This window comes from Arcicella rosea (assembly GCF_014204325.1).
In the GTDB taxonomy this organism is placed as follows: domain Bacteria; phylum Bacteroidota; class Bacteroidia; order Cytophagales; family Spirosomataceae; genus Arcicella; species Arcicella rosea_A.
The window spans coordinates 17,483-43,147 of record NZ_JACHKT010000040.1 but is presented as its reverse complement, the minus strand read 5'-3'; the positions used below and the strand labels follow the sequence as shown (position 1 = coordinate 43,147).

General features: G+C 33.8%; 19 protein-coding genes and 1 tRNA gene. 7 read left to right on the top strand and 13 right to left on the bottom strand.

The window, feature by feature from the left end:
* Nucleotides 1–325: 325 nt before the first annotated feature.
* Both HNP25_RS19395 and HNP25_RS19390 read right to left on the bottom strand, forming a co-directional pair.
* A tRNA-Leu gene (locus tag HNP25_RS19395) sits at nt 326–409 on the bottom strand.
* 147 nt (nt 410–556) lie between these two features.
* Complete coding sequence (locus HNP25_RS19390) at nt 557–1,798, bottom strand: ABC transporter permease (protein WP_184137008.1); 1,242 nt, start codon at nt 1,796–1,798, stop codon at nt 557–559.
* 158 nt (nt 1,799–1,956) lie between these two features.
* On the opposite strand from HNP25_RS19390, the gene HNP25_RS19385 reads away from it, so the two are divergent.
* Nucleotides 1,957–3,222 (top strand): asparagine synthetase B, encoded by a 1,266-nt coding sequence (locus HNP25_RS19385; RefSeq protein WP_184137006.1) that lies wholly within the window; start codon nt 1,957–1,959, stop codon nt 3,220–3,222.
* Between the two features lie 34 nt (nt 3,223–3,256).
* Here HNP25_RS19385 and HNP25_RS19380 read toward each other — a convergent pair whose 3' ends face one another.
* The 11 genes from HNP25_RS19380 to HNP25_RS19330 all read right to left on the bottom strand — a co-directional run bounded on the left by HNP25_RS19380 (nt 3,257) and on the right by HNP25_RS19330 (nt 16,561).
* The gene (locus HNP25_RS19380) at nt 3,257–4,285 is read right to left on the bottom strand and encodes a glycosyltransferase family 2 protein (RefSeq protein ID WP_184137004.1); all 1,029 of its coding nucleotides are present in this window, start codon (nt 4,283–4,285) and stop codon (nt 3,257–3,259) included.
* The gene (locus HNP25_RS19375) at nt 4,278–5,102 is read right to left on the bottom strand and encodes a phytanoyl-CoA dioxygenase family protein (protein WP_184137003.1); all 825 of its coding nucleotides are present in this window, start codon (nt 5,100–5,102) and stop codon (nt 4,278–4,280) included. The genes HNP25_RS19380 and HNP25_RS19375 overlap by 8 nt, the downstream gene beginning before the upstream one ends.
* Before the next feature lie 13 nt (nt 5,103–5,115).
* Nucleotides 5,116–6,060, bottom strand: a complete 945-nt coding sequence (locus HNP25_RS19370; protein WP_184137001.1) for a glycoside hydrolase family protein — start codon at nt 6,058–6,060, stop codon at nt 5,116–5,118.
* Nucleotides 6,061–6,186: 126 nt separating this feature from the next.
* The gene (locus HNP25_RS19365) at nt 6,187–6,849 is read right to left on the bottom strand and encodes an acetyltransferase (RefSeq protein WP_184136999.1); all 663 of its coding nucleotides are present in this window, start codon (nt 6,847–6,849) and stop codon (nt 6,187–6,189) included.
* A 44-nt stretch (nt 6,850–6,893) separates the two neighbouring features.
* Complete coding sequence (locus HNP25_RS19360) at nt 6,894–7,592, bottom strand: WbqC family protein (RefSeq protein ID WP_184136998.1); 699 nt, start codon at nt 7,590–7,592, stop codon at nt 6,894–6,896.
* Nucleotides 7,593–7,612: 20 nt separating this feature from the next.
* Nucleotides 7,613–9,664: an ArnT family glycosyltransferase gene (locus HNP25_RS19355; RefSeq protein WP_184136996.1), complete on the bottom strand. Its 2,052-nt coding sequence runs from the start codon at nt 9,662–9,664 to the stop codon at nt 7,613–7,615.
* 5 nt (nt 9,665–9,669) lie between these two features.
* Nucleotides 9,670–10,746, bottom strand: a complete 1,077-nt coding sequence (locus HNP25_RS19350) for a DegT/DnrJ/EryC1/StrS family aminotransferase (protein WP_184136994.1) — start codon at nt 10,744–10,746, stop codon at nt 9,670–9,672.
* A gap of 42 nt (nt 10,747–10,788) precedes the next feature.
* Entirely contained in the window at nt 10,789–12,045 is a 1,257-nt protein-coding gene (locus tag HNP25_RS19345) for an ABC transporter ATP-binding protein (RefSeq protein ID WP_184136992.1), read from the bottom strand.
* A 34-nt stretch (nt 12,046–12,079) separates the two neighbouring features.
* The gene (locus tag HNP25_RS19340) at nt 12,080–12,907 is read right to left on the bottom strand and encodes an ABC transporter permease (protein WP_184136990.1); all 828 of its coding nucleotides are present in this window, start codon (nt 12,905–12,907) and stop codon (nt 12,080–12,082) included.
* Between the two features lie 12 nt (nt 12,908–12,919).
* Nucleotides 12,920–14,008 (bottom strand): hypothetical protein, encoded by a 1,089-nt coding sequence (locus HNP25_RS19335; RefSeq protein ID WP_184136988.1) that lies wholly within the window; start codon nt 14,006–14,008, stop codon nt 12,920–12,922.
* A 21-nt stretch (nt 14,009–14,029) separates the two neighbouring features.
* Nucleotides 14,030–16,561 (bottom strand): polysaccharide biosynthesis/export family protein, encoded by a 2,532-nt coding sequence (locus tag HNP25_RS19330; protein ID WP_184136986.1) that lies wholly within the window; start codon nt 16,559–16,561, stop codon nt 14,030–14,032.
* Between the two features lie 347 nt (nt 16,562–16,908).
* Between HNP25_RS19330 and HNP25_RS19325 the strand changes: the two genes are divergently transcribed.
* From HNP25_RS19325 to HNP25_RS19300, 6 genes are all read left to right on the top strand, one after another.
* Nucleotides 16,909–18,783, top strand: a complete 1,875-nt coding sequence (locus HNP25_RS19325) for a DNA topoisomerase IV subunit B (protein ID WP_184136984.1) — start codon at nt 16,909–16,911, stop codon at nt 18,781–18,783.
* Nucleotides 18,784–18,880: 97 nt separating this feature from the next.
* The gene (gene pheA, locus HNP25_RS19320) at nt 18,881–19,957 is read left to right on the top strand and encodes a chorismate mutase (protein WP_184136982.1); all 1,077 of its coding nucleotides are present in this window, start codon (nt 18,881–18,883) and stop codon (nt 19,955–19,957) included.
* Between the two features lie 234 nt (nt 19,958–20,191).
* Nucleotides 20,192–21,115 (top strand): BRCT domain-containing protein, encoded by a 924-nt coding sequence (locus tag HNP25_RS19315; protein ID WP_184136980.1) that lies wholly within the window; start codon nt 20,192–20,194, stop codon nt 21,113–21,115.
* Nucleotides 21,116–21,238: 123 nt separating this feature from the next.
* Entirely contained in the window at nt 21,239–21,985 is a 747-nt protein-coding gene (gene fabG / locus HNP25_RS19310; protein ID WP_184136978.1) for a 3-oxoacyl-[acyl-carrier-protein] reductase, read from the top strand.
* A 185-nt stretch (nt 21,986–22,170) separates the two neighbouring features.
* Complete coding sequence (locus tag HNP25_RS19305; RefSeq protein ID WP_229202911.1) at nt 22,171–24,252, top strand: VWA domain-containing protein; 2,082 nt, start codon at nt 22,171–22,173, stop codon at nt 24,250–24,252.
* 80 nt (nt 24,253–24,332) lie between these two features.
* Nucleotides 24,333–25,646, top strand: a complete 1,314-nt coding sequence (locus HNP25_RS19300) for an alpha/beta hydrolase family protein (RefSeq protein WP_409012533.1) — start codon at nt 24,333–24,335, stop codon at nt 25,644–25,646.
* Nucleotides 25,647–25,665 lie beyond the last annotated feature (19 nt).

Sequence of the window (25,665 nt, the reverse complement as noted above, 5' to 3'; positions counted from 1 at the left end):
ACCCCGAAATTTGCCAGTATTGACACTTTTTCGGGGTTATTTTATTGGTAATATATTGATTATTAAAAGATTACACTCATAAAGGGAAGCCTAAATTACGGTATCAACTTATTGAAAAATATTGACTTCTATTATGAAAGAGCAGGAATTGAAAATAAGAAGAAATTATTAACTACAATTTTCCCAGAATCGTTTACTATCGAAAATAATACTTGTCGAACCAATAGAGAAAACCAACTTATAGTGCTTCTAAGAGGTCTAAAGGCTGATTTTAGACAAAAAAATAGCGGAATAATAGACTTGAAATCTACATATTCCGCTAATGTACCCAGAGCCGGAGTCGAACCGGCATGCCAGTGAAGACACTGGTGTTTGAGACCAGCGCGTCTACCAATTCCGCCATCTGGGCATTTGATTTCTCAAACTTGATGCAAAGATAAGTGATGTTTTTGGACTACACAACCTTAACATTTAATTAATCTGAAACTTTTTTGTAAGTGTTCTTGTAAGTTTCTGATTATTAGATTGGTTATAGATTCAAAAAAAATGAAAAAAATTATTCATATCTCAATGATTCTATTGGATCTAGCTTTGAAGCTTTGTATGCGGGGTAAATTCCAGAAAATAATCCTACCACAACACAAACGCCAATTCCGATTGACATCCAGAACCAAGGCATAATAAAACTTGCAGTACCACCCATTAATAATTGTGCAAATAGATTACCAATCAAAATGGCTAAAAAGATGCCTCCTAAACCGCCTAATATACAAATTACAACGGCTTCAATCAGAAATTGTAAACGAATAAGATAAGGTGTTGCTCCTAAAGATTTTCTGATACCAATTTCTTGCGTTCTTTCTGTTACTGAAACTAACATAATGTTCATCAAGGCAATGGCTGCACCTAGTAAAGTAATAAAACCTACACCAAAACCAGCGACTCTTAAAATTCCAGTAATACTTTCAGATTGTTTGGCTAATGAATCTGAACGTTCTATTGAAAATGAATCTGGTTCACCAATTTGGTCTTGTCTGATAATTCTCATGACTCCTCTAGCTTCTTCAATTACGTTGTCAATATCAGTAATATTTGGAACAGAAGTAACAATATCAAAAGTAAGTGTTTTGCCTTGAGCCATTTTTCTGCCAGATTCTAAAGGCATAAAAATTACTCTATCATCACCGCCTCCCATCATGCTACCTTTTTTCTCTAACAAACCGATTACTTTAAATTTCTGTCCAAGAATATTAATTTCTTTATCAATTGGATTTGTGTTTTTTTCAAAAAGTTGATCAACAATATCAGTGCCGATGATACAAACATTTACAGCATATTGTAAATCATTTGCTGAGAAAGTTCTTCCTTTGTCAATTTTATAGCCTTTTATATCCATAAAATTATCATCCGTTCCGATAACTCTTGAGTTAGGATTTGTTTTTTTTGAATCGTGTTTTACCTCAACTGAAAAACTAACATTTACTTTCAATCCGATAATGGCTGAATGTCCAAATTTTTCTTTGTACATTTTTGCTTCACGATAATCAATTTGAGGGTAATTTTTTTCCTTTTCGCCGTCCTTTCTGATTTTGAAAATATCTCTGTTTCTAAGGTCAAAAGCATTTGCTCCTAAACCCGCAAAACTATTGTTAACTGAGCTTTGAATACCATCAATTACAGTAAGGCTTCCAACCAATGCGGTTACACCAATGGCAATAATTAAAGCTGTGAGGGTAGTTCTCAGCATATTTGCTTTGATAGAGCGTAATCCTTCACGAATATTTTCTAATAAATTCATAGTTGTGGATATTGAAATGGATTCGATTTGAAACCAAAATAAATCAAGACGAAGTATGTTTACGTAATCAGAATTGTGATTAGCACTAATAATATACTAAATTCGTTTATCGTTTACGAATAACAAATTTAGTTCAGAGAACTTAAATAACTTCACCAATGAAAAGGCTATTATTTCCGTTTATCATATTCTTAACGTTTACTTGTCGCTTATGGGCTTCACAGATTCTAATTCCAATGGATGAGAGTCAGAAAAACCATCTAAAATCTTACGGAATAGCTTATTGGATTCTCAAAACACATGATACTGAAGTAGAATGGCTTTTGAATTACCGTGGCGGAGCTTTTATGTTTCCACAAGCTCAGAAATTTGAAAATGAATTGATAATTCGTGGAGTAAGCTATGAAGTGATTTCTGAGGGACAAGCCTCACAAATCAGAGCAGAAGTAAGTAGTCCAGATGTAAATATGGATGTTGTAAAACTCCAGAAACCGCCCAGAGTAGCCGTTTATTCACCTAAAACTGCCCAACCTTGGGACGACGCTGTTACTTTAGCAATGACTTATGCTGAAATTCCTTACGATTTGATTTTTGATGATGAGGTAATGACTGGTAAATTACCAGAATACGATTGGCTACATCTTCATCATGAAGATTTTACAGGGCAGATGGGCAAGTTTTTGAATCAGAGTGGACAAACTTGGTATCAAGCCCAATTGCGTGAAGATAAAAAAAATGCACAAAAATATGGCTTTAATAAAGTATCTCAATTGAAATTGGGCGTTGTTAAAAAAATTCAAGAATTTGTGGCTGGCGGTGGGTACATGTTTGCGATGTGTACCGCAACCGATACTTATGATATTGCTTTAGCTGCTGAAGGAATTGATATTGTGGATGCCTTTTATGACGGAGATGGTTATGATAGAAATGCAGATGCTAAACTAGATTTCTCTAAAACTTTTGCCTTTCAGAATTTTGGTTTAATTTTTCATCCACAAGTAATTGAGTTTTCAAATATTGAGGCTTATACTAACGAATCAAGACCAGTAGGAGAGGAAAATGATTTTTTCAATCTTTTCCAATTTTCTGCTAAATGGGATCCAATTCCTACAATGTTGACACAAAATCATGAAACTACCATTCATGGTTTTATGGGACAAACCACTTCTTACAAAAAAGATTTATTGAAGCCCGAAGTAATTGTATTGGGTGAAAATCGTTCGCTGAATGAAGCTCGGTATATTCACGGTACTTTCTTAAAAGGTTTTTGGACTTTTTATGGCGGACATGACCCTGAAGATTACAGACATTATGTAAACGAAGAACCTACCGATTTGAATTTACATCCTAATTCGCCTGGTTATCGTTTGATTTTGAATAATGTTTTATTCCCCGCAGCAAAGAAGAAAAAGCAAAAAACCTAGTAAGGAAATACTCCAAAAGAAAAGCCTCTCAACATTATTGAGAGGCTTTTTTGTTAAATAAAGTTTCTAACTTCCATTTTACATTAGCATAAACTTTCATCAAACCTGTTGGAATAATAAAATCTTGAAAAACGGATTTTAAATGTTTTTTTGAATTGGGCTTTGTTAAATACAAAGAAATAAAAGCAAAATAAATACTTTGGAAGTACTGATTTTTAAGCTTAAAAACATTAGTAAGTAATAAATAATATTCGCCTAGAATTGGCTTAATCAAATGATTATATTTGAATTTTAGTTCTTTATCAACATTAGAATACATAAACATTCTGTTCTTGATAAATACTTCACTGTAATTACTATCCGTATAACTCAAACCGCCTTGATGTCTTCGATAAACGCACATAACATCGGGAATATAGCCGATGTAACCTTGATTGGCGAGTAATATATAAATGGGTATATCTCCACTTTTTGATTTTAAAAACCATTCTGGAAGTTTTTCGCCGAACAAATTTCTCCTAAACATCACACTGGCAGTAGCCATAAACCAAACTTCCTTTTGTGTAAGTAAATCTTCAGGATAAATTTTATCTTTTTGGTCGGGCGGATTAATGAACTTTTCCCCCATGTCTGAACCATCTTCATAAGACATAATGGCATTATGAAAACAAGCAGAGCTTTCAGGATGAGCATTCAGAAAATCATATTGTTTTTGAAGTTTATAATTATCTGTCAAATAATCATCGCCTTCAATGTAAACAATATATTTGCCTGTGCATTGGTAGAAAGTTTGCGTAAAATTTCCTTTCCCCGGACATTCTTTTGTGCCTTGATTTTTCTCCCAAAGAAGGGCTTTTATTAAAGCTGGATATTTTGAAGCATACTCAATCAGGATACTTCTTGAATCGTCAGGAGAACAATCTTCTCCGACTATAATTTCAAATTTGAAATTTGTAATCTGACTCACAAGACTATCTAAGCATTGACGTAAATATTTTCCATGATTATAAACCGTGATAAAAACACTTACTTCAATGGGTGAGGATGGCTGTACTTTATTCATTCACAAAATAGTTAAGTATGTCTTTTGCTTCCGGATAATCTGGCGTTATCAAATCTGGATTTGGATAATAAACGTAGGGATGCGGATAACCTCTTTCGATAAATGCTTGTTCTGATAAATCGTTGTATCTAAAATGACAAGACCACCTGATGCCATCTTCTGTTGAATTATTCCCAGATTGATGAATCAAAAATGAAGAAAAAAACAAAGCATCGCCTTTTTTTACTTCTACTTGAACGATTTGCTGTTGAGCCAATACTTCATCAGGAATTACACCGAATGAATCCACCATTTTTGTGGCTTGAAGTCCTAATTTATGGCTGTTTGGCATTACTTCCAAAGCTCCCAACGAAATATCAATATCCGCTAAAGCAACCCAAATTACAATAGAGTTCAGTGAACCTTGCATACTTCGCCAGTCTTGATGAGCATCAGTTTTCCAATAAACTTGTTTTTTTGCTAATTTTCGAGCATTGAAAAACATTACTGGGCGAGTACAAACATTCGGAAATTCGATGCCTAATTTTTTTAAATTATCAATCAAACGGTCATCTAAAGAAAGTTTATGCAGCGAAATTAAATGCTGAATGTGTTTTCCACAAGCCATTAATCTGTCGGGATGTTCTTCAAATAATTTGAATAACAACTTATTGAAATCAATTTCAGTTTGAATTGTATCCACGGGATAATTTAAATACTTCATTTGATTGACAAAAATTTGCTTTGCGTCTTCACGAATTTTGTCTATTTCTTCTACGGCAAAAAGACCTCTAACAATCTGATAACCAGTTTCTTTAAATTCTTGAAAATTTACCATTGTTTGATGTATTTTAATTTAAAACAGCATAACCAATTCCTGTTCTTCCAAAACCGTTGCCATTATAAAACATGTGCAGTTGATTATTGATAGGCAATACGTGTGGGTATGCCAACATAATACTATCAAAATCTGCTGGGTTACTGCTTATGTCCATCGTCATTAATTCATCTTTTCTATCCCACTTGATACCGTCAGAAGATTCTGCGTAACCAATTCTGTAACTTTGGGTAGCATCAATTCGATAATCATTGAAATTTCTGTGCGAATACCACATTTTATAAATGCCGTTTTCTTTAATCACAGAAGCTTTTACAATGCCCGCTTCATCGTTGTCTCTATAATCAATCGCCACACGTCCTTTTCGTATCCAATCAATGCCATTGGTCGATTCAGCGTATTTGATATGGTATCGAGGTTCCATAATTCCTTTTACTTCTCGCCATTCAGTACATGATAAATACCAATTTCGCCAAATACCATTGTCGTCAATCAATACACAAGAAGTACCTGAATAATGCGGTTCAATATAATCTCTGTCCCAAAGTGGGCCTTCTGAAAGCTTTTGGAAAGTTTTGCCACCATCTTCACTAATCGCCAAACCAACAGCATTGTGGTATGGAATGGTATTTCGCACATTCCAACCTATGTAATACAAGTACTTTTTGTTGTCGTAATCAATTATCCACGAAGGCATTACTCCACAATCATCAAAAGTGCCTTTTTTACCTAATTCAATGAATGGTTCACGGTTTTCAAAAAGAATATTATGCGGATTACTTGCTTCTACTTCGATGAAATTTGGATTACTTCTTCCTTGTTCATCACGAGTAGAAAAGTAAATTCTGATTTTAGTTTCATCTGGAGCATAGTCACAAATCGGTACTTGTGCATGGCTTTTACTCCAACTTATCGACCCGTCTGGTGTATAAATATGTCCTTTCTTAATCCAATTCATTTGATTTTTTTAAATTTAAGTAAAGAGATGTTATCGGTATATCTGTATTTATATTAAACAATAGCTACTTGGGAAAAGCTAATTTAACCGTAATCTGATAGCTGATAACAGATGTCTGAAAGCCAATTAAATCTTAATATCCTTACTCGAAATATTAGCAGCAACAGCAGGATTTCCTTTCCAGATAGACCAAGGTTCTGTTTTTTGTTTTGTAAGATTTGCTCCCATCGCAATCAAAGTACCTTCGCCCAAAACTGCACCATCACGAATGGTTGCGTTTACGCCAATAAAACAATTATTACCCACTACACATCTTCCAGACAAAACTACATGAGAAGTAAAGAAAACGTGGTCTTTGATAACACCATGATGCCCAATGTGATTGCCACTCCAAAGTACGCAGTTATTACCAATACTTGTAAAAGGCTGAATGGTATTATCTTCCAAAATAAAGCAATTTTCCCCGATTTGAGCTTCAGGAAAAACAGTCGCTTTTGAACTGATATATGAAATAAATTTGTAACCTTTTGCTTTCCCTTCGTTGTAAATTCTTTCACGAACTCGGTTCATTTTGAGTTCAGTCATAGGAGCGAAGAGCTGAAATTCTTCTGGAGGATAGATTTCGTTAATGTCTTCAAATGGAACTACTGGAAGATTTTTATACTCTTTTTCTTTCAAGTATTCTTTTTCTACTGTGAAAGCCACTACTTCGTGTTCAGAATCGTACTTTAAATAAAAGTGTGCAAGTTCTGCCGAAAGCGTAGTGCCGAAAATTATTACTTTTGCCATTTCCGAAAGTATTTTAGAAAGTTGATTGTAAATCAAGAATTGATTTATACTAATTCATAGTCGTTTAGGAGTACTGATATTTGTTCGAGGCTGTTGAACATCAAAACATCAATAATTGAAAGCCACGGTACAAATTCATTTTTGAATTGTGTATAACAAATGGCTTTGCTTTTGATAAAAAATAATTCTTTACCAATTGTCTGAAAAGCGGCTTTGTCGTAAAGTTCTAAACCTCCGATAGGATTGATATAAGTGTCTATTTTTTCTTGCTCACAAATATCAATAATTCGTTCTTGAGCTTTCAAAGCTGTATTTTGATAAATACTTGAACTCGGGACAATTTCAGTTTTTATTCCCAGATATTGACAAATTTGTGTTAAGTTTTCAAAAATAATTTCTGAAAAAATACTTTTTTCCGTATTCAATAAATCCTCAATTAATGGGAGTATTTGCTGGTAATAAGGTGCTTTTTTATAGCTTTGTTCAATGGTTTTCAGAAATTTACTTTTCCAAGCACTGTCCCAATTTACTTCTATGCTATTGATTAATTTATTCTGACTTGCTTCTTTCAAAGGAATGGTAAAAAGGCTGTCTTTGCCATTTACCAAAATTCTGTTACGATTAATCCAACCTTTGTTAATGAAACTCACATCGTCGTAAATAATAAATTTATCAACGGCATTAATCAGTTGGAAGTACCCAATATAGGGGAATATATAAGGTTGCATAATCGCAATTTTCATAAAAAACGGTTTTTAGGTGATTAATGTAATTTACGGAGGTAATAGTCTTCACCTCTTACGATTACATTTTTCATCAATGTATCAGTGCCTAAACGGATGTCACCGGGTTGAGGTTTAATCACACTTTTGGCAAAGAATAAATAATCAGCTTCTTTCGGAATTGGGCGAAGTCCTTGTTCAAAAGGATTCAAAACAATCAGTTTACGTGTCAATTTATCTCCCCAAAGCGGATACTCATAGTCATCGTTGATTGTTCCCAAAGCCACAGTAGCATTTTGTGGCACAATTTTATTGAAATTTTCGTAGGCTTTTGTAATATCGGGACGTGCCTCGGTTTGTAATTCAATTCTTGTCATTTCAAAAGCTGAAACACGTCCATACGCTCTAATTGGTAAACTTCTATAATTCAAGAATACAGCTACAAGAGCAGAAGCAATGCCAATAAGTACGACAAAACTCAAGTATGATTTTAAAATGAGATGCTTGGGTTTTTCAAGCGAATATTTTCCTGTAAATAACAAAGCCAAAAATGGAACAGCAAAAACGGCAGTACTTATCATATATCGCCCTTTCCAAGCATCGTAAGGTGCTGTGTAGGAAAGTGCCACAAAATGAAAGACAAAGGCTAAACCCAAATACACATAAACTTCTTTACTTTTGATAATGCGAGTGAGTACTAAGAGTACTAAAGGAATAATTAAGGCAAAACCAAAAATTCCCCAACACGGACTACCATTATAAAATTCAAATCGTTTGTTATAAGCAAAAGGGAAAATGGTAAAATTGGTTTCTTCTTCTAAACGAGCTTTTAAGACCTTTTTTTCAAACCAAATAATTGGTTTTTTCATCCATCTGTTTACTTTTTCGGCTTCGTCCCAGTTGCGTAAACCATCAAGATTTATCATGTCAATCGCATAACGAGCAACATTACGAGTCCCCTGTTTGATAAGATTTGATTTTGGTCCGGCTCTATCAATAGATTGGTGACGTAAAGCTGTTGGTGGCCCAATCGGGTGATGATACTCTTGAATATTCGGAATATATCCAGAAGGCAATGTAAACAATACAAAACCAAGTACAAAAGCAACGACTAAATGCTTGAAATGAATGAGCGAAAAACCTGCAAAAATCTGCTTCTGTTCGTCTTTGAAAACCGTATAAAGTAAAATTAAAAAGACAGGAGGAAGAGAAAATACAAAAGTGATTTTATGTCCGAGTGCAATCCCAAAAGTAATTCCAGCCAAATAAATGTATCTTCTTTTCTTTTTTTCATTAAAGCTAAATAAAAAATATATCAAGCAACTCAAGTACGAAGCAAGTACAATATCGGATTCTGTGGTGATTGATTGTCTTAGAACATCAGGCAATAAAAGAATTACTAAGGCACAAAAGAAACTAGCCGTTAGATTTTTACTGATACTTCTAACGATTCCAAAAACGCCAAAACCTATCATCCAATAAGCAGTATGATGAATGGCTTTAAACCAATTCTCAATTTTACCAGACATTAAATAATTATAAATTTGAATCGTACAAGCACTTCTTGGATAGCTGTCGATGTTCCAGTTTGTTCCACCGAAATGCGACATCGTATTGTGTTGTAGATAGTACAGAAGTCGATTCAAATGCCCTGTCATACTGTCCCATTCATTAGGAGGAGTATAGCAAATTAAAATGAAGTTGGTGATTTCAATAATACCAAGACTGATGAAAAGACCAGCAAAAATCCATTTTAAAAATACAGAAAGATTACCAAACCAATTCCAAACTGCTTGAATTTGGCCACCAATCATTTGAAAGACAGTAAAGTTTTCGTTTCTATCTTTCCCGAAAAATTTTGTGAATTGAATGTAGAAAATAAAAGCAGGAATGAATACACCGATTGCCCAAAACCTTCTATCGTTTATTTTATGAATTTCAGAAAGCGTAAAACCTGTTAGAATAACACTTCCACAGAAAACGATATAGGCAATAATAATGAGATCAATTAATGATTTCTGACAAACTCTTGCCGATACTCTAAATACAAAACCAATGAAAATGGCAAATATGATAGGATACAAGAAAGTCATATTCTTTATGAAATAGTGTTATTAATTATCGTACTAATTCTTTCAACATCAGTATGGGCTAAATCATAATAAAGCGGTAAAGCCATTGCTCTTGGAGCAGCATCATCAGAAATTGGACAATTACTTTGTGCAGTTACAAACTTTAATGTACTTAAAGAAGGATAGAAGTATCGTCTTGGAAAAATGTTTTCAGCTTCTAATGCAGTTCTTACTTTTAACAAAATCTCTTCAGATTCAAAGAAAACTGGATAATACGCATGATTACTTTCTACCGGGATTTTTACTTTAGGTTTCGTTAATTTATCCCAGTTCAAAAGTTTATCATACAAAGCAAAAATGTTTTTTCTGGCTTCGATAATTTCTTTTACTTTAGGCAACACACATAAACCCATTGCAGCATGAAATTCCGAATTTTTCCCATTAATCCCAATGGTGTAATAGTTATCGCTTTTATGTCCAAAACTTCTGTAGCTATCAATCAAATAAGCTAACTGGTCATCATCTGTAAAAATAGCACCACCTTCTGTTGAGTGAAATACTTTTGTGGAATGAAAACTACAAGTACTTATATCGCCAAAATTGAACAAAGAAGTACCATTCACTTTTACGCCAAAAGCGTGGGCAGCATCATAAATTAATTTTATGTTGTGTTTTTGGGCAATAGCAGCCAGCTTTTCTACCTCGCAAGGATTACCATACACATGGGTTGCTAAAATAGCTTCTGTATTTTCAGTAATTAATTGTTCTACTTTTGAAGGGTCAATACAAAAATCATCGGGTGAAATATCTGCAAATACAGGGGTGCAATTTTCCCATACAATAGCATGAGAAGTAGCACAATAAGAAAACGGTGTAGTAATTACTTCTTTAGTAATATTCAGTACTTTCAGTGCGATTTGTATGGAAATAGTTCCGTTGCTTACATAAAAGCAATGTTTTACGCCAAGATATTCTTTAAGCTTACTTTCTAATTCCTGAACTAATGGGCCGTTATTAGTTAATTGATTTCTCTGCCAAATACCTTGTACATATTGTTGGTACTCTTCAATGGGAGGTAAATATGTTTTTGTAACGTTTATCATTTGTTGATGTTAAAGGAAAAGATTTTTGTAGTTTTATCTTTCCTAGCTAACATTTTCTAGTTCAAGTTGAGAAATAGGAAAGTTAATTTTTGGTCTAATATAACCTGGCCATTTCCCGTACCAAGCTGTGCCTTCACGATAATCTTCAATTTCAAAAACTAATACTTCACCGAAATTATGAATTACAATTGATTTATCTTGAACAATCATCAATGATATTGAATAAGAACCATCATTCATAAAATCAGAAGGAATTTCACATTCAGCATAAATTACACCTTTTCTAAGTGCTAACGATGGTGTACCAATATTAAAAATACATTCACCCGTCAAAGAATTTAGATGTAAACTTATATTAGCATTGATGTTATCGACCATGTTCCAAAATTCAATTTGAATTTTGAAGGATGTTCTGACATCAATATGTTTTAAATTACCTTGATAGTCGGGAGTAAGTTTTACTTTCTTAAGTCTAACTTTATCATTTCCTGGTGCTTCTTCTGGTTTTGTCCAACTAGATTCTAAATCTGTTTTTTGAACATGACTTAAATAAGTAGCTAACACTTGGTTGGTTTCACCCATTTCAAGTAGTTTCCCTTTTTGCATATACATCGACTTATTGCAAAGTCCTTGTACAGCAGTGAGGTTGTGGCTGACAAATAAAATTGTTCTACCTGAAGTAGAAGCATCTTTCATTTTACCTAAACATTTTCTTTGGAATTCTGCATCGCCCACTGCTAATACTTCATCCACAATCAAAATTTCAGGTTCAAGATGTGCAGAAATAGCAAAACCAAGGCGAACATACATACCCGAAGAATATCTTTTTACAGGAGTATCCAAGAACTTTTCTACACCAGCAAAATCTACGATAGCATCAAAATGGTTTTTGATTTCTTCACGCTTCATTCCTAAGATTGAACCATTCAAATAGATATTTTCACGCCCAGAAAGCTCTGGATGAAATCCAGTTCCAACTTCAAGTAAACTGGCTACTCTACCTTTTATTTTAATTTTTCCTTCGGTAGGTTCAGTAATTCTGCTCAAAATTTTTAACATTGTTGATTTACCAGCTCCGTTAGAACCAATAATACCAACTCTGTCACCTTGTTCAATATTAAAACTAACATTCTTTAAAGCCCAGAATTCTTCGTGACTTACTTGTTCTTCAGTTTTTTTATTGAATATATTTTTTAACTTATCTGTAACTACCTCTCTAAGCGTACTGGCTTTCGCATTACTTTTGATGTGGTCGATAATGTATTTTTTACTTATATTTTCAGCTTCAATTACTGTCATTTTTAAAGGGTTTTTCTACATTACGCAAATAATGTTAAATGTAATCGACAAAAGAATTTTCTTTTTTACGGAAAAAAATAATTGCCAGTGTAGTAGTTATGGTTATAAATATGATGGTTGGGATAAAACTATTCCATTCGAAATCTGTATAATTTGGGATTAAGCACCATCTAAAACCTTCTATAATTCCTGCTAGCGGATTTAACCATTGATAAATTGGAAACCAAGAGAAATCTTTCAACGATGATATTGGATAGGCTATTGGACAAACAAAAAAACCATATTGAACTACCAAAGGAACAATTTGCTGGAAATCTCTAAATTGAACATTCAAAGAGGCAAAAATTACGCCCAAACTAAATGAAGCAAAAAATGCTAAAAATAGAAATACTGGTACAAATAAAATATTAAGTGTTGGTGTATATCCTTTGTAGATTAGAAATGGAATCATGACTACGAATCCGACGATAAAATCAAGTAAAGGCACTGCTACTGCACTCAATGGCATCAATAATCTTGGGAAATATACTTTGGATACTAAATTCGCATTTCCAGTAATACTATTACTTACTTGTTGGAATGACATGGCGAAAAAATTCCAGAAAATAACACCAGTAAAAATAATAATCTGTAATGGTATTGTAGAATGGCTTTCAATTTTAGCTACTTTATCAAAAGCAAAAACAAAGACTAATACCGTGAGTACTGGGCGGAAAATAGCCCAAGCAACCCCTACAAATGTTTGTTTATACTTAACGGTAATATCTCGAATTGCTAGGATATAAAGTAATTCTCTAAACCTCCACAAGTCTTGCCAATAATATTTTTCTGACCTACCTGACTCGATAACTGTTTCTTGCATATTTTTCAATAATTACTTTTCTACTTTATTCGTTATTTTTCCCATTGTTTTCGAAAAGACAACGTATAAAATCGAAAGTAATAACCCTAAAACTGTTCCAATAATTGTTCCTTTTGTAATTCTATCCGTCTCCTTTGGAAAAGGTAACTCAGCATCGTCGATTATACTGTAAAGTGGAGATTCTTTTACCATCGAAAACTTCATATTATCTAAGCTCCTTACTGCTTCGTAGTATAGACTTTGTAGTTGTGAACTGTTAGTTGCCAAGCGTTGTTGTTGAACCAATCCTTGCTGAACAATTACTTGTTGGTTTTGATCTGCAAACCTTGCCGCAGCACCTTGGGTACGATACAATTCTTTTTTCAATGAATCAACCCTATTCTCTACCAATACAAGTAAATCTTTAGATTTTTTAGTCTTGGTTTCAATATAAAAATCGGTAATAGTTTTCAGATAAAGATATGACCATATATATGATAAAGAGTCATTTCTAGTAATAACTGTTAATGTAACAAAAGACGCTTTTTTACTTTCATTTGTGATATTTGTTAAAGGCATCAAAACGTTTTGGATTTTTCTTAATTGCGTTCGTTCTTTAACAGTACATTCTTTGTAATTATTATGTTTGAATTGGAAGTTTTGAATCTCTTCATCTTCTTCCAATTCAAATTCACGCACACCACTTTTACGTAAGAAATAGTTGGCAAAAATTTCATCTTTACCTTTTACTTTTACTTTGGTAAGTAATGCTCGGTTATAAAGATTTTTAGTTCTGATAAGTTCATTGAAGTTTTCTCCAACAAACAAATTAGAAGAAGGAGCCGCTCCGGTATTTACCCCAAAAGCACTTGCTAAATCTGATAATCCTCCTGATGGAGAACTACCGCCATTTTCCATATTGAATAGAATCTTGGAAGTATAAACGGGAGGTTTTCTCGTGATTAATTCCCATGATAAACCACAAGCCATCCCAATTAAAGTGGCAATTGCGACAATTTTCCAATTTGCTACAATTAACTGTTTTAATTTTATGAATTTTAAAACTATGTCTTCAAGTGAAAATTGATCTTCTGGTAATGATGTATGTTGTTTTGCTGACATCTTAAATCCTGAATTATAATATTATTTAAAAGTTCTGATAAGTGCAAAAAGAGTAGCAACACTTGTTAAACCCATCGTAAGGGTTTGAATCATCTGAAATGCTTGTTGTGAAGCACCTTGTCTGATATTCAAGCTTGGTACAACGATTTCTGAACCTGGTTGAACTTTTGGATAGATATTTATCAACCCTAAAAACTTTCTAGTTCTATCAACCGACCCATTGGCGTAAATGATATAAGAGCGTTTGCGTGATGATAATTCCGTATAACCACCAGCTTCTGAAATATAATGTTTGAATGGTAAGTTTTCAATATATCTTGTTGATGTTGGATACAATACTTCTCCTTGCATTCTTACAGTTTGTGGTTCTTTCGGAATTTTAATAATATCACCATCTTGTAAGAGCATGTCAGCAGAAGAATTTGGTTCTTCCAAAGCTTTCACTAAATCAATGCCGATTGATTCAGATGTTTCTTCTTTTACCGACTTTACTTTTACCGTTGCTTCTGTTGTATTATCAGATAATTCACTCATCTGCTCACTTTTTCTATCAACTTCTTGTTTGCTTATTTTGAACTTACGAACCAAAGTAGCTCCTTTTGGATAAGCTTGAGCATTTAAACCTCCTGCACGAGCAATAACTTCAGAAATATGCTCATTTTTTCTCTCTAAACCATAAACTCCTGGGAAAGTGATTTGTCCCTCTATTGAAATAAATTGTTGTTTTTCGTAGTTAGGAGAAGAGCGAACGAATACTTCATCAAATGGTTCTAAAATGAATTTTGAAGCACTTGGGTCGATTGCAAGATTATTGTTAATCGCAAAATTAAAACGCTCACCAATTGTAGAAGTAATTTGTGAAGGATCATCTTTACCAATATTCTTCTTTCTTCTAATTACTTCAATTCTACCTGTTGCGGCTGATTCTTTTAAACCACCAGCTTTTTCAACTAAATCTTCCACCGTCATGTTATGCAAGAATGGAAAAGTACCTATAGGTGATTCATTGTTAGGACTTTCTCCAGGCGTTTCTGAAACAGCCGTTGAACCTTTTTCAATGGCACTTGTTAGGGGTGCATCATCTTTCAAATTAATCTCACCTTGGATACGTACCGTGTATTTTTCCATTAATTCAACTACAGAGTAAACTGTAACAATGTCTTCACGATGAAGTGCTATGTCTGGGCTTTTACCAGATAAAATGTCATTGTAATTGACAGAAATGTTTTCTTTCGTTAAATCATCACGAAGTCTTACGATTGAGATTCTTCCTAAAAAAGCATCTTCTCTGAAACTATCAGCTCTTTTAATCAATTTGGTTAGCGTTGGGCTGTCGTTAATAGAAAATTTACCCGGTCTGAAAACTGCTCCTTCTAAAGTTACTGCATTCTCAATTCTATTCATCAACACTTTTTCAACCGTGATAATATCGCCTGCTTTAGGGTAAAATGATGATAATAAATCATTGCTCAAATCAATTAACTTACTGTCTTTTTCAGTAAGACGTTGGATTTTTAATACTGATTTATAAGCCATCGGAGTGAAACCATTAGCATACTCATTAATGATTTTTTCTAAACTTTCATTCGGTAACGTTTCAAAAACAGCTGGTTTTTTAACTTCTCCAATAATTTCTACTCTTGATTTGTAAGAACCTACTTGGATAATATCTTGGTCATGTAAGCCAACATTTTGACGTAGATTTCCTGTTGTCAACAAATCATATAAATCTAACTGAGCGATTAATTTTCGGTCTCGGATAACTCTGATTTCACGGAAAGTACCACTTTCACTAGGACCACCCGACAGATAAAGGGCGTTCATTACTCTTGATAGAGAAGAAATAGAATAAGTACCCGGAGCTACCACATCACCCAAAATAGAAACTCTGATGGTTTTAATACTTCCCAAAGAGATAGTCGCAGTTGTATTTGCTGGTGCTCCTCCATAAGGTTTTAAACCCACATAAATTTTAGAAAGCCTATCTATAATTCTTTTTTTTGCTTCTTCAATAGAGATACCACTTACAAAAACATTGCCTATTTTAGCAATTTTTACATAACCTTCTGGAGTAATAGGAAGCGTATAATGTTCTTCAGAATAGCCATTGATGTCTATAACCAATTCATCACCTGCTCCTAAAATATAATTTTTAGGCGTTGGAATGTTCAATGAGCTTTCGAAAGTGATGTTTGGATTATTAAACATGTTAATACCAAAAATTTTCTTTCTAAATGCCGCACTTTCTGAGTCCGCAGTGCTAACAGTATTGCCAGCAGCTTTAGTTTTTAGAGAATCACTTATTGATTTTGCACTTGTTGCATCGTTTACTTTTCTAGGGTCAACATTTGGAGATTTTGTTGTTGAGGTAGAAATTTTACTTCCTTGCATTGGAAGTGCTAAGTTTTGGAGGTCTCCTAATGTAAAGTTTTGTGCATTACCATAATTTGATAAAAAAGTGAGGCACAGGAAAAGAGCAGAAAAAATAAACTTACTTGAGAGTGAAGAAATCAATCGTGTGCTTACCTTGTTAGAGCAATCGTTTGCTTGCATGAGTTTGAACATATAATTTGTTGCCTTTGGGTTTAAAAGGATTACTTTGACTACCAATTTAATCTTATTGACAATAGAAGTTAATTCTAAACAAAGTGCAAAGTAAAACAACTTTTAGTAATTTCTAACGACCTCCTCTAACATTAATTATCACTTCTAAGATAAAATTATGCTAATTTTATAAATTCTTAATGTTTTTGTAGCTTTGTTTCACTGATAAGCTGAATAGAGGAAACGTACAATTTTTGACAACATTACTCTTTGAAGTTTATTAGTTTTTTTAATTGTTTTTTCTAAAAGTTGTTTTTAATAGCAAATTTTAGAAAATATTAACCCTTGCTTTGAATATGTCAACAAACCCTACTTCTGTACAATACACCGAAGATAATATTCGCTCTCTCGACTGGAAAGAGCATATTCGCCTTCGTCCGGGTATGTATATCGGAAAATTAGGAGACGGTTCCTCTATTGATGATGGTATCTATGTCTTAGTAAAAGAAATCATGGATAACTCGATTGACGAACACATGATGGGAAATGGAAAAACGATTGAAATTAAAATTACCGACCATCGTGTAGAAGTACGTGATTATGGTAGAGGCATTCCTTTAGGAAAAGTAATCGACTGTGTTTCTAAAATCAATACAGGTGGTAAATACGATTCTGGTGCTTTTCAAAAATCAGTTGGTTTAAATGGAGTAGGTACTAAGGCTACTAACGCACTTTCTTCTTATTTCAAAGTACAATCCTTCCGTGAAGGGAAAACCAAATGGGCAGAATTTAAACAAGGTGAATTAATTGCGGAATCTCCAGACGGAACGGAATCCAATGCTAGAAATGGTACTTATGTGATATTTGAACCCGATAATACGATTTTCAAAAACTATCATTATATCCCGCAATATTTAGAAAACCTTATTTGGAATTATGCTTATTTGAATGCTGGTTTGACCATCAATTTCAACGGACAAAAGTATTATTCACAAAATGGATTATTTGATTTATTGAGTAAATATTCTGCCGAAGAAGAACGTCGCTATCCAATTATCCACCTGAAAGGTTCTGATATTGAAGTAGCCTTGACGCATGGGAATCAGTACGGAGAAGAATATTACTCTTTTGTGAACGGACAAAATACTACGCAAGGTGGAACGCACTTACAGGCTTTCCGTGAGGCAATCGTTCGTGCTGTTCGTGAGTTTTATAAAAAAGATTACGCCCCTGAAGATATTCGTGCAAGTATCGTGGGTGCAATTGCCATTCGTGTACAAGAACCTGTTTTTGAATCTCAAACAAAAACAAAATTAGGCTCAAATAATATGTCGCCTGATTCTAGTTCTCAGTCGGTTAGGAGTTTTATTGGAGATTTTATCAAAATAAATCTTGATAATTTTTTACACAAAAACCCAACTACTGCCGATGCTATCAAGAAAAGAATTGAACAATCGGAACGTGAACGCAAAGACATGGCTGGTATTAAAAAACTTGCCAACGAACGTGCCAAAAAAGCCAATTTGCATAATAAAAAATTAAGAGATTGTAGAGTTCACTTGACTGACGAAAAAGCAGATAATCGATATGAATCTATGCTTTTTATCACCGAAGGAGATTCTGCCAGTGGTTCAATTACTAAATCTCGAAATGTACAAAGTCAAGCGGTATTTAGTTTAAGAGGTAAGCCTTTAAACTGTTTTGGACTTACTAAAAAGATTGTTTACGAAAACGAAGAATTCAATTTACTTCAACATGCCCTGAATATTGAAGAAGGTTTAGAAGGATTACGTTATCATAAAATCATTATCGCTACTGATGCCGACGTCGATGGAATGCACATTCGTTTGTTGATGATGACTTTCTTCTTACAATTTTTTCCAGACTTAGTAAGAAATGGGCATTTGTACATTTTGGAAACACCTTTGTTTAGAGTAAGAAACAAAAAGGAAACAATTTATTGCTACTCTGATGAAGAGCGTTTGAATGCTATCGAAAAGCTAAGTCCAAAGCCAGAAATTACTCGATTTAAAGGTTTGGGTGAAATTTCCCCTGAAGAATTTGGGAAATTTATCAATGATGATATTCGTTTAGAACCCGTAATTCTAACAAAAGATACTACGATACCTAAAATTTTGACTTACTTCATGGGAAAAAATACTCCTGACCGTCAGAAATTTATTATTGAAAACCTGATTATTGAAAAAGATCCAGCCGAATTAGCGGCTTAAATTAAAAGAAAGAGCGTGTACTAATGATTGTGTGAATGATAATTTTCTATTGACCGATTCACACAATCCTAACATTCTCAATTTAATACTGTCAAAAATGTCTCTCGAAGAATTAAGAAATCAAATTGACTCATTCGACAACCAAATGCTTGAAATTCTCAACAAGCGTATGGATGTTGTAAAACAAGTTGGTGAGTTAAAAAAACAAACTCAAACGGTTATTTATCGTCCTGAACGAGAAAAACAAATTGTTGATAGACTCGCTGCTGCCAACAATGGATTATTAAATAGAGCCGCTATCGAGGCGATTTATTTAGAAATTTTTGCAGTTTCTCGCAATTTAGAATTACCCGAAAGAATTGCATATTTAGGACCAGAAGGCAGTTTTACACACCAAGCGGCAGAAAGTAGATTTGGTGCAATGAGCGACTACTTGGCTTTGCCCAATATTCGTTCAGTTTTTGAAAGTGTTGATACGGGTCGTGCAAGATTTGGTGTTGTGCCTATCGAAAACAATTTGGAAGGAATTGTTAAAGAAACGATTGATTTGCTCAATGAAACAGATTTGAAAATTGTTTCAGAAGTAGTCATTTCTGTACACTTTACTTTTGCAACTAAAGCTGAGAAATTATCGGATATTAAAAGGATTTACTCAAAAGACATTGCTTTTGGTCAATGCGAGCGATTCTTGAATGATTACTTCGGAGGTAAAGAAGACGACTTTTTTGTACAAGTAGATTCAACTTCTAAAGCTGCTAAATTGGCTGGATTAGAAACTGATTCGGCAGCAATTTGCTCGCATATCGCTGCAAAATTATTTGATGTGCCAATTCTATTTGATAATATTCAAGACTCAGCCCAAAACCGTACTCGTTTTTTCATCATTGGTAAAGATTTTATTAATCAGAAAAGCGGGAATGATAAAACGACAATCATTGCCAAATTACCAGAAGATGGAAAACCTGGAACACTTGTTCGTTTCTTGCAAGAGTTTGAAAGTCAAGGAATCAATCTTTTGAAAATTGAAAGTCGTCCTGTAAAAGAAGGAGAACAATTTAATTTCTGGTTTTTGATGGAATTTGATGGTTACTTTTTAGACGAAAGTGTTCAGAAAATCATGGCAAAACACGCTTCCGAAATCAAATGGTTGGGAAGTTACGTGAAAACAGTTTAGCCTGAAATTTAATCAAATATTCAAAGCGACGATTCTTAAATGGATTGTCGCTTTTTTTGTTTTAAAGAAAATATTTCATTGATTTTTACCCTAAAACATTCATAAAGCTACCGAATAATAAATTTTAAGCACTTGAAATGAAGATAGTTGTCAAAGTATTTTGTTTTTTTAGGATGAATGCTATTTTTGAAGTTAATACTTGAAAATCATACGCTTATCTTAATCAATAATTCTATGACATTCCTTGATAAAGTTTTCGCACTCCTGAAGAAAGTTGAATCTAAGACATCTTTAGAAAAACCGATTGTTGTTTCCAACACTTTAACCGAAAAACCAAAATCTTATGAATTTGATTATGTGGTTTTTGATCTTAAAACAGCCAATGTTCAATTGAATAGCATTTTTTCAATTGCGATTATTGCCATCAAAAATGATAAGATTCTTGAAAAAAAACATTGGTATGTTCGTCCTAATCCTTTTGATATAAACCCTGTTTATTATCAAAGCCCTTATTTTTCAAAACAAATTTTAGAGGATGCGGGCTCGTTTGCAGAAATTTGGGAAGAACTAAACCCTTATATTTCCAATCAAAAATTGGTAGCTCATTTTATTGATTTTAATATTGGAGCTCTTAAATCAGCACTCAATCATGCTAATTTGCCCATCCCTTCTTTTTCTACTTACTGTACTTATCTCAATTCAAAAAAAACTTGGGTTTTACCTGATTTTCAATTAACCACGCTTGCAAAACACTTGCATTTAACAGTAAAAAAAGGAAATGTTTTCAAAGATGCTTACTTGTGTGCAAATGTCTTTTTGAAATTAAAAAAGGCGAAGGATAAATTAGTTTTTAACAATTCTATTAATGTCCAACAAAGTAAATGTATCAAGTTAGGTGCAAGCCCATTACTGGGTAAAAACATAGCTGTAGCTGGAGCTTTTCAGTATTTTAAGCATTATGAAATCAAAGAAAAAATAAGAGCTTTAGGTGGAATTTATGTAAAAAATATTACTGCCAAAACAGATTTCTTTATAGCAGGAGAAACTGCTGCTAATGAGGTTTGCCCTAAAAAAGTTGATGCCTCTACTCATAAAGTTAAAATCATCAATGAAGAACAATTCTTAGCACTTTTAGCAAGCCAAAATGATTTTCAATAAGTTTAAACAAGGAAGTGTAACTACTGCACCGACTTTATTATATGAAAGATAAGCATATAATTTTGCGGTCTTGGGGCGTTATGTTATTTTTGAACTTTGGAAATAACAATTAATTCAAAATAAATGGCTTTATTACAAAACAAGGTAGTGTTGGTAACGGGTGCTTCAAGAGGTATCGGTCGTGCAATTGCCTTCAAAATGGCTCAAGAAGGGGCAAATGTTGCTTTTACTTATCTTTCATCTGTAGAAAAAGGACAGGCTTTAGAAGCAGAGTTGTCTGCTTTAGGAATAAAAGCAATTGGTTATCGTTCGGATGCTTCTGATTATAAGCAAGCTGAAGAATTGATGAATTCAGTTGTTGCTGATTTTGGTGGAATCGATGTGTTGATTAACAATGCAGGTATCACTAAAGACGGTTTATTAATGAGAATGACAGAGGAACAATGGGATTCTGTAATCCAAGTAAACTTGAAATCTGTTTTCAACTTAACAAAAGCAGCGACCAAACCAATGATGAAAGCCAAAGCTGGTTCTATCATCAACCTTACTTCGGTAGTGGGTATTCGTGGAAATGCTGGACAAGCAAATTATGCGGCATCTAAAGCAGGAATTATTGGTTTTACTAAATCAGTTGCTTTAGAGTTAGGCTCAAGAAATATTCGTTCAAATGCTATCGCTCCTGGTTTTATTGAAACTGAAATGACTGGCGAATTGAATGCTGCTGCTACAGAAGAATGGAAAAAATCTATTCCATTAAAACGTGGTGGTCAACCAGAAGAAGTAGCTGATGCTTGTGTTTTCTTGGCTTCGGATATGTCAAAATATATTACAGGACAAGTATTGCAAGTAGATGGCGGAATGCTTACCTAGTTTTTTAGTGATTGAGTGAGTTAGTGGTTTTTTAGTTGTGAGTTAGTGAATTAGTGAATTATTTTGGAAAAGTAAAATGATATTTGAGAACTTTCTTTTTAAAAATAGACTTTAAATTCACTAATTCACTAATTCACAACTAATCCTTCTATACCATTTTTGATAAGAGACAACAAACAACGCACATGATGAAATTCGATTTTCTCTTTCAATCTTCCCCTTGGTTTATTCCTCTTTGTTTTTTATTGGCTGGTTTGTATGCTTTTGTGTTATATCAGAAAAACGCAAACTGGACGAAAACGCAAAATTACTTAATGGCTGCTTTCAGATTTTTAGCTGTAAGTATTCTAAGTATGCTTTTGTTGAGCTTTCTAATCCGACAGGTAAGTCAGAAAATTCAAAAGAAAACGGTGGTTCTGGCAATTGATAATTCACAATCGATGAATGTTGTCGGAGTAAAAGTATTGGAAGACTTGAAAAAAAATCTGAATGATTTAAAAGAAAGCCTTCAAGAAAAAGATTATGAAGTAGCCTTTGCTACTTTCAATGAAGAGAATACTACGAACCTAGAAAAACTTCAATTCAACCAAAAAACTTCAAACCTTTCAAATTTACTTTCAGGAATTAAAAATACTTTTGAAGACCAAAATCTAACAGATGTCGTCTTGATTTCTGATGGAATTGTCAATGAAGGAATAGCTCCCGCTTCCGAATCCTTTAAATTTCCAGTGTATACTGTTGGTTTGGGCGATACCATTCCTAAAAAAGACCTTGCTGTTAAAACTGTCTATGCTAATAAAATAGCATATTTGGGTAATAAATTTCCTGTACAAACGGATATTACGTCTTTCGGTTTTGAAGGAAAAACAGCTAACGTTTATTTAAAACAAGGAGCAAAGTTTTTAGAAAAACAAACCATTACTTTTAATCAAAAAGAAGATTTAAAAACACTTACTTTCAATACAACTGCTACACAAATTGGTGTACAGCATTTTACAGTTGAAGTTGATTTTTTATCTGGAGAATTTTCAAATAGAAATAACCGTCAGGAAGTTTATATTGAGGTAATTGATGGTAAAGAGAAAATTTTATTGCTGGCATTAGCACCGCATCCAGATGTAAAAGCTTTGAAAAGCATCATCGAAAAAAATGAAAATTATGAGTTGGATGTAAAAATCCTGACCGAAAATGCGAATCCTGAAATTACGAAAAGCTACGATTTACTGATTTTACATCAATTGCCAGATGCTTACAATACTTATGCTAACATTTTTAAACCACTTTTAGACAAAGGAATTCCTACTTTTTTTGTAATGGGAAATCAGTCTGGAGTAAATAATTTGAATCAATTAAACCAAGTAATGCAAATCAATGCAGATTTTGGCGAAAACGATAAAGTAACAGGAATTTTTAACAAGAATTTTAAAGTACTGAATTTTGAAACGGAACAAATGGATATTATTACCAAGTTTCCACAAATTTCAGTGCCTTTTGGTGACTATACTTTATTGCCTAATTCAGAAGTATTGTTGTATCAAAGAGTAGGGGCGGTTCAGACTCAGAAACCACTTTTGGCAATGAATATTGGTGCTAAAAAATCTGCTATTTTTACCGGAGAAGGACTTTGGGCTTGGCGTTTAGAGGAGTATCAATTAAATGAAAAGCAAGTAGTGATTGATGATGTTATCTCTAAAGTATTACAATATATTTCTGCCAAAGACGATAAACGAAAATTAAGAGTTTATCCTTTAAAAACACCACTGACATTAGGCGAAAAAGTAGTTTTTGAAACAGAAATCTACAATGCCATTTACGAGAAACTGTATAATTTGCCAATTAAACTGACTATCAAAGACGAAAAAGGCTTTACTAGAAATTATACTTATTCCACTTCGGCAGATAATACAAAATTTGAAATCAGTGGCTTACCCGCTGGTGTATATCTTTTTAATGCGAGTGCTACTGTGTTGGGAAAATCGGAACAATCAACGGGTGAATTTGTGATTCAAGATTTACAAATTGAGAACATTAACCTCACCGCTGATTTTGATGTACTCCGACAATTATCCAATAAAACAGGTGCTTTATTTGTTCAAAAGAATGATTTTGAAAAGCTGAAACAAAAGATTTTAAGTCATGAAGTACCCGATAAAATAGAAGCTACAGAAGACCTAAAAGAAATGATAAATCTCCGTTGGATATTTTTCTTAATTCTGACGCTTCTCACGGCAGAGTGGGTAATGCGAAAGTATTTAGGAGGATATTAAATGTATAATAAATTCAGTCAACGTCGGGCTGAATTTATTTTTTTTATGCAATCTTTGAAAACAATTCATCTTAAAAAACTATGAAAAAATTTACTCCTCAACGGCTAAAAACAGCTGTATTAATGTTATTGGTTTTATTTGTCTTCAAAACCAACTCACAAGCTCAGTTTCCTGATTCATATATTTTTGGCGATGCACTACCTGATGCTCCTGAATTATCAGCCCGAGGAGAATATAAAGTAGGAGTAAGGACGCTTGAATTTGTTCATAAAGGACAAGTAGATGTGCTTAAATCTAAAGGTGGCGTAGATGCTATTTATGACAGACCGCTAAAAGTAGAAGTTTGGTATCCTGCTAATTTAGCTGATAATGAAAAAGAAATCGTTGCGTATGACCAAGTATTTGGCGTATCAAACGACCCAAAACGACCTTTGATTCCATTTCAGTTTTCAGGAAGAGCTGCTCGTGATGCCAAACCCAAAACAGGTGTTGGTACATTTCCTTTGATTGTGGTTTCACATGGGTATTTGGGTTCTAGATTATTAATGACTTATTTGACAGAGAACCTTGCTTCAAAAGGTTACGTGGTGGTGGCAATAGACCATACGGAATCTACTTATCGTGATGCTTCACCTTTTCAAAGTACTTTATTGAATCGTGGTAAAGATATTTTATTTGTCCTCAATCAAATGGCTGAACTGGCAAAACCAAAGAGTAAGAGTTTTCTGGAAGGTTTGGCAGATGCCAATAATACTGCTTTGATAGGCTATTCGATGGGTGGTTATGGTGTTTTGAATGCCGCAGGTGCTGGTTATAGTCAGCTAGCAGCAAGCTTATTTGCGACCATGACGGGTGGAAGTAAAGCCATTGAAGTACGAACAGCAGGAAATCCTGAATATATCGCTTCGCAGGACAATCGTATTAAAGCAGTTGTAGCTTTTGCTCCATGGGGAATGCAACGTGGGGTTTGGGATGCCGAAGGATTAAAAGGTTTGAAAGTGCCTACTTTTTTTGTAGCGGGTAACCAAGATGATATTTCTGGATATGAAGATGGTATTAAAGCAATCTATAAAGGAACTATCAATAGCGAGCGTTATTTATTGACTTATTTGAATGCTCGCCATAATGTAGCGCCGAATCCTCCGCCAGCAGAAGCTTATAAACCAGAACGTGCCAGAGATTATGCTCATTATTCAGAACCTGCATGGAACGAACGCCATATCAATAATATCAATCAACATTTTGTTACAGCCTTTTTAGGAATACAACTCAAGCATCAAGATTTTGGTAAATACTTATTGCTTCAACCTAATTCCAACGAAAAGAATTGGACAGGTTTTCCGCCACGTTCATCAGTTGGCTTAGAATTACTCCACGAAGTGCCAGCAAAATAGCTTAATTTTGTAGCAATAT

Excerpts from the sequence above, each read along its gene's own strand:
- fabG (WP_184136978.1), top strand. The coding sequence starts at position 21,239 with ATGGCTTTATTACAAAACAAGGTAGTGTTGGTAACGGGTGCTTCAAGA.
- HNP25_RS19360 (WP_184136998.1), bottom strand. The coding sequence starts at position 7,592 with ATGAAAATTGCGATTATGCAACCTTATATATTCCCCTATATTGGGTAC.
- HNP25_RS19355 (WP_184136996.1), bottom strand. The coding sequence starts at position 9,664 with ATGACTTTCTTGTATCCTATCATATTTGCCATTTTCATTGGTTTTGTA.
- HNP25_RS19305 (WP_229202911.1), top strand. The coding sequence starts at position 22,171 with ATGATGAAATTCGATTTTCTCTTTCAATCTTCCCCTTGGTTTATTCCT.
- HNP25_RS19335 (WP_184136988.1), bottom strand. The coding sequence starts at position 14,008 with ATGTCAGCAAAACAACATACATCATTACCAGAAGATCAATTTTCACTT.
- HNP25_RS19315 (WP_184136980.1), top strand. The coding sequence starts at position 20,192 with ATGACATTCCTTGATAAAGTTTTCGCACTCCTGAAGAAAGTTGAATCT.
- HNP25_RS19330 (WP_184136986.1), bottom strand. The coding sequence starts at position 16,561 with ATGCAAGCAAACGATTGCTCTAACAAGGTAAGCACACGATTGATTTCT.
- HNP25_RS19300 (WP_409012533.1), top strand. The coding sequence starts at position 24,333 with ATGAAAAAATTTACTCCTCAACGGCTAAAAACAGCTGTATTAATGTTA.
- HNP25_RS19390 (WP_184137008.1), bottom strand. The coding sequence starts at position 1,798 with ATGAATTTATTAGAAAATATTCGTGAAGGATTACGCTCTATCAAAGCA.
- HNP25_RS19325 (WP_184136984.1), top strand. The coding sequence starts at position 16,909 with ATGTCAACAAACCCTACTTCTGTACAATACACCGAAGATAATATTCGC.
- HNP25_RS19340 (WP_184136990.1), bottom strand. The coding sequence starts at position 12,907 with ATGCAAGAAACAGTTATCGAGTCAGGTAGGTCAGAAAAATATTATTGG.
- HNP25_RS19370 (WP_184137001.1), bottom strand. The coding sequence starts at position 6,060 with ATGAATTGGATTAAGAAAGGACATATTTATACACCAGACGGGTCGATA.
- pheA (WP_184136982.1), top strand. The coding sequence starts at position 18,881 with ATGTCTCTCGAAGAATTAAGAAATCAAATTGACTCATTCGACAACCAA.
- HNP25_RS19350 (WP_184136994.1), bottom strand. The coding sequence starts at position 10,746 with ATGATAAACGTTACAAAAACATATTTACCTCCCATTGAAGAGTACCAA.
- HNP25_RS19385 (WP_184137006.1), top strand. The coding sequence starts at position 1,957 with ATGAAAAGGCTATTATTTCCGTTTATCATATTCTTAACGTTTACTTGT.
- HNP25_RS19375 (WP_184137003.1), bottom strand. The coding sequence starts at position 5,102 with ATGGTAAATTTTCAAGAATTTAAAGAAACTGGTTATCAGATTGTTAGA.
- HNP25_RS19345 (WP_184136992.1), bottom strand. The coding sequence starts at position 12,045 with ATGACAGTAATTGAAGCTGAAAATATAAGTAAAAAATACATTATCGAC.
- HNP25_RS19365 (WP_184136999.1), bottom strand. The coding sequence starts at position 6,849 with ATGGCAAAAGTAATAATTTTCGGCACTACGCTTTCGGCAGAACTTGCA.
- HNP25_RS19380 (WP_184137004.1), bottom strand. The coding sequence starts at position 4,285 with ATGAATAAAGTACAGCCATCCTCACCCATTGAAGTAAGTGTTTTTATC.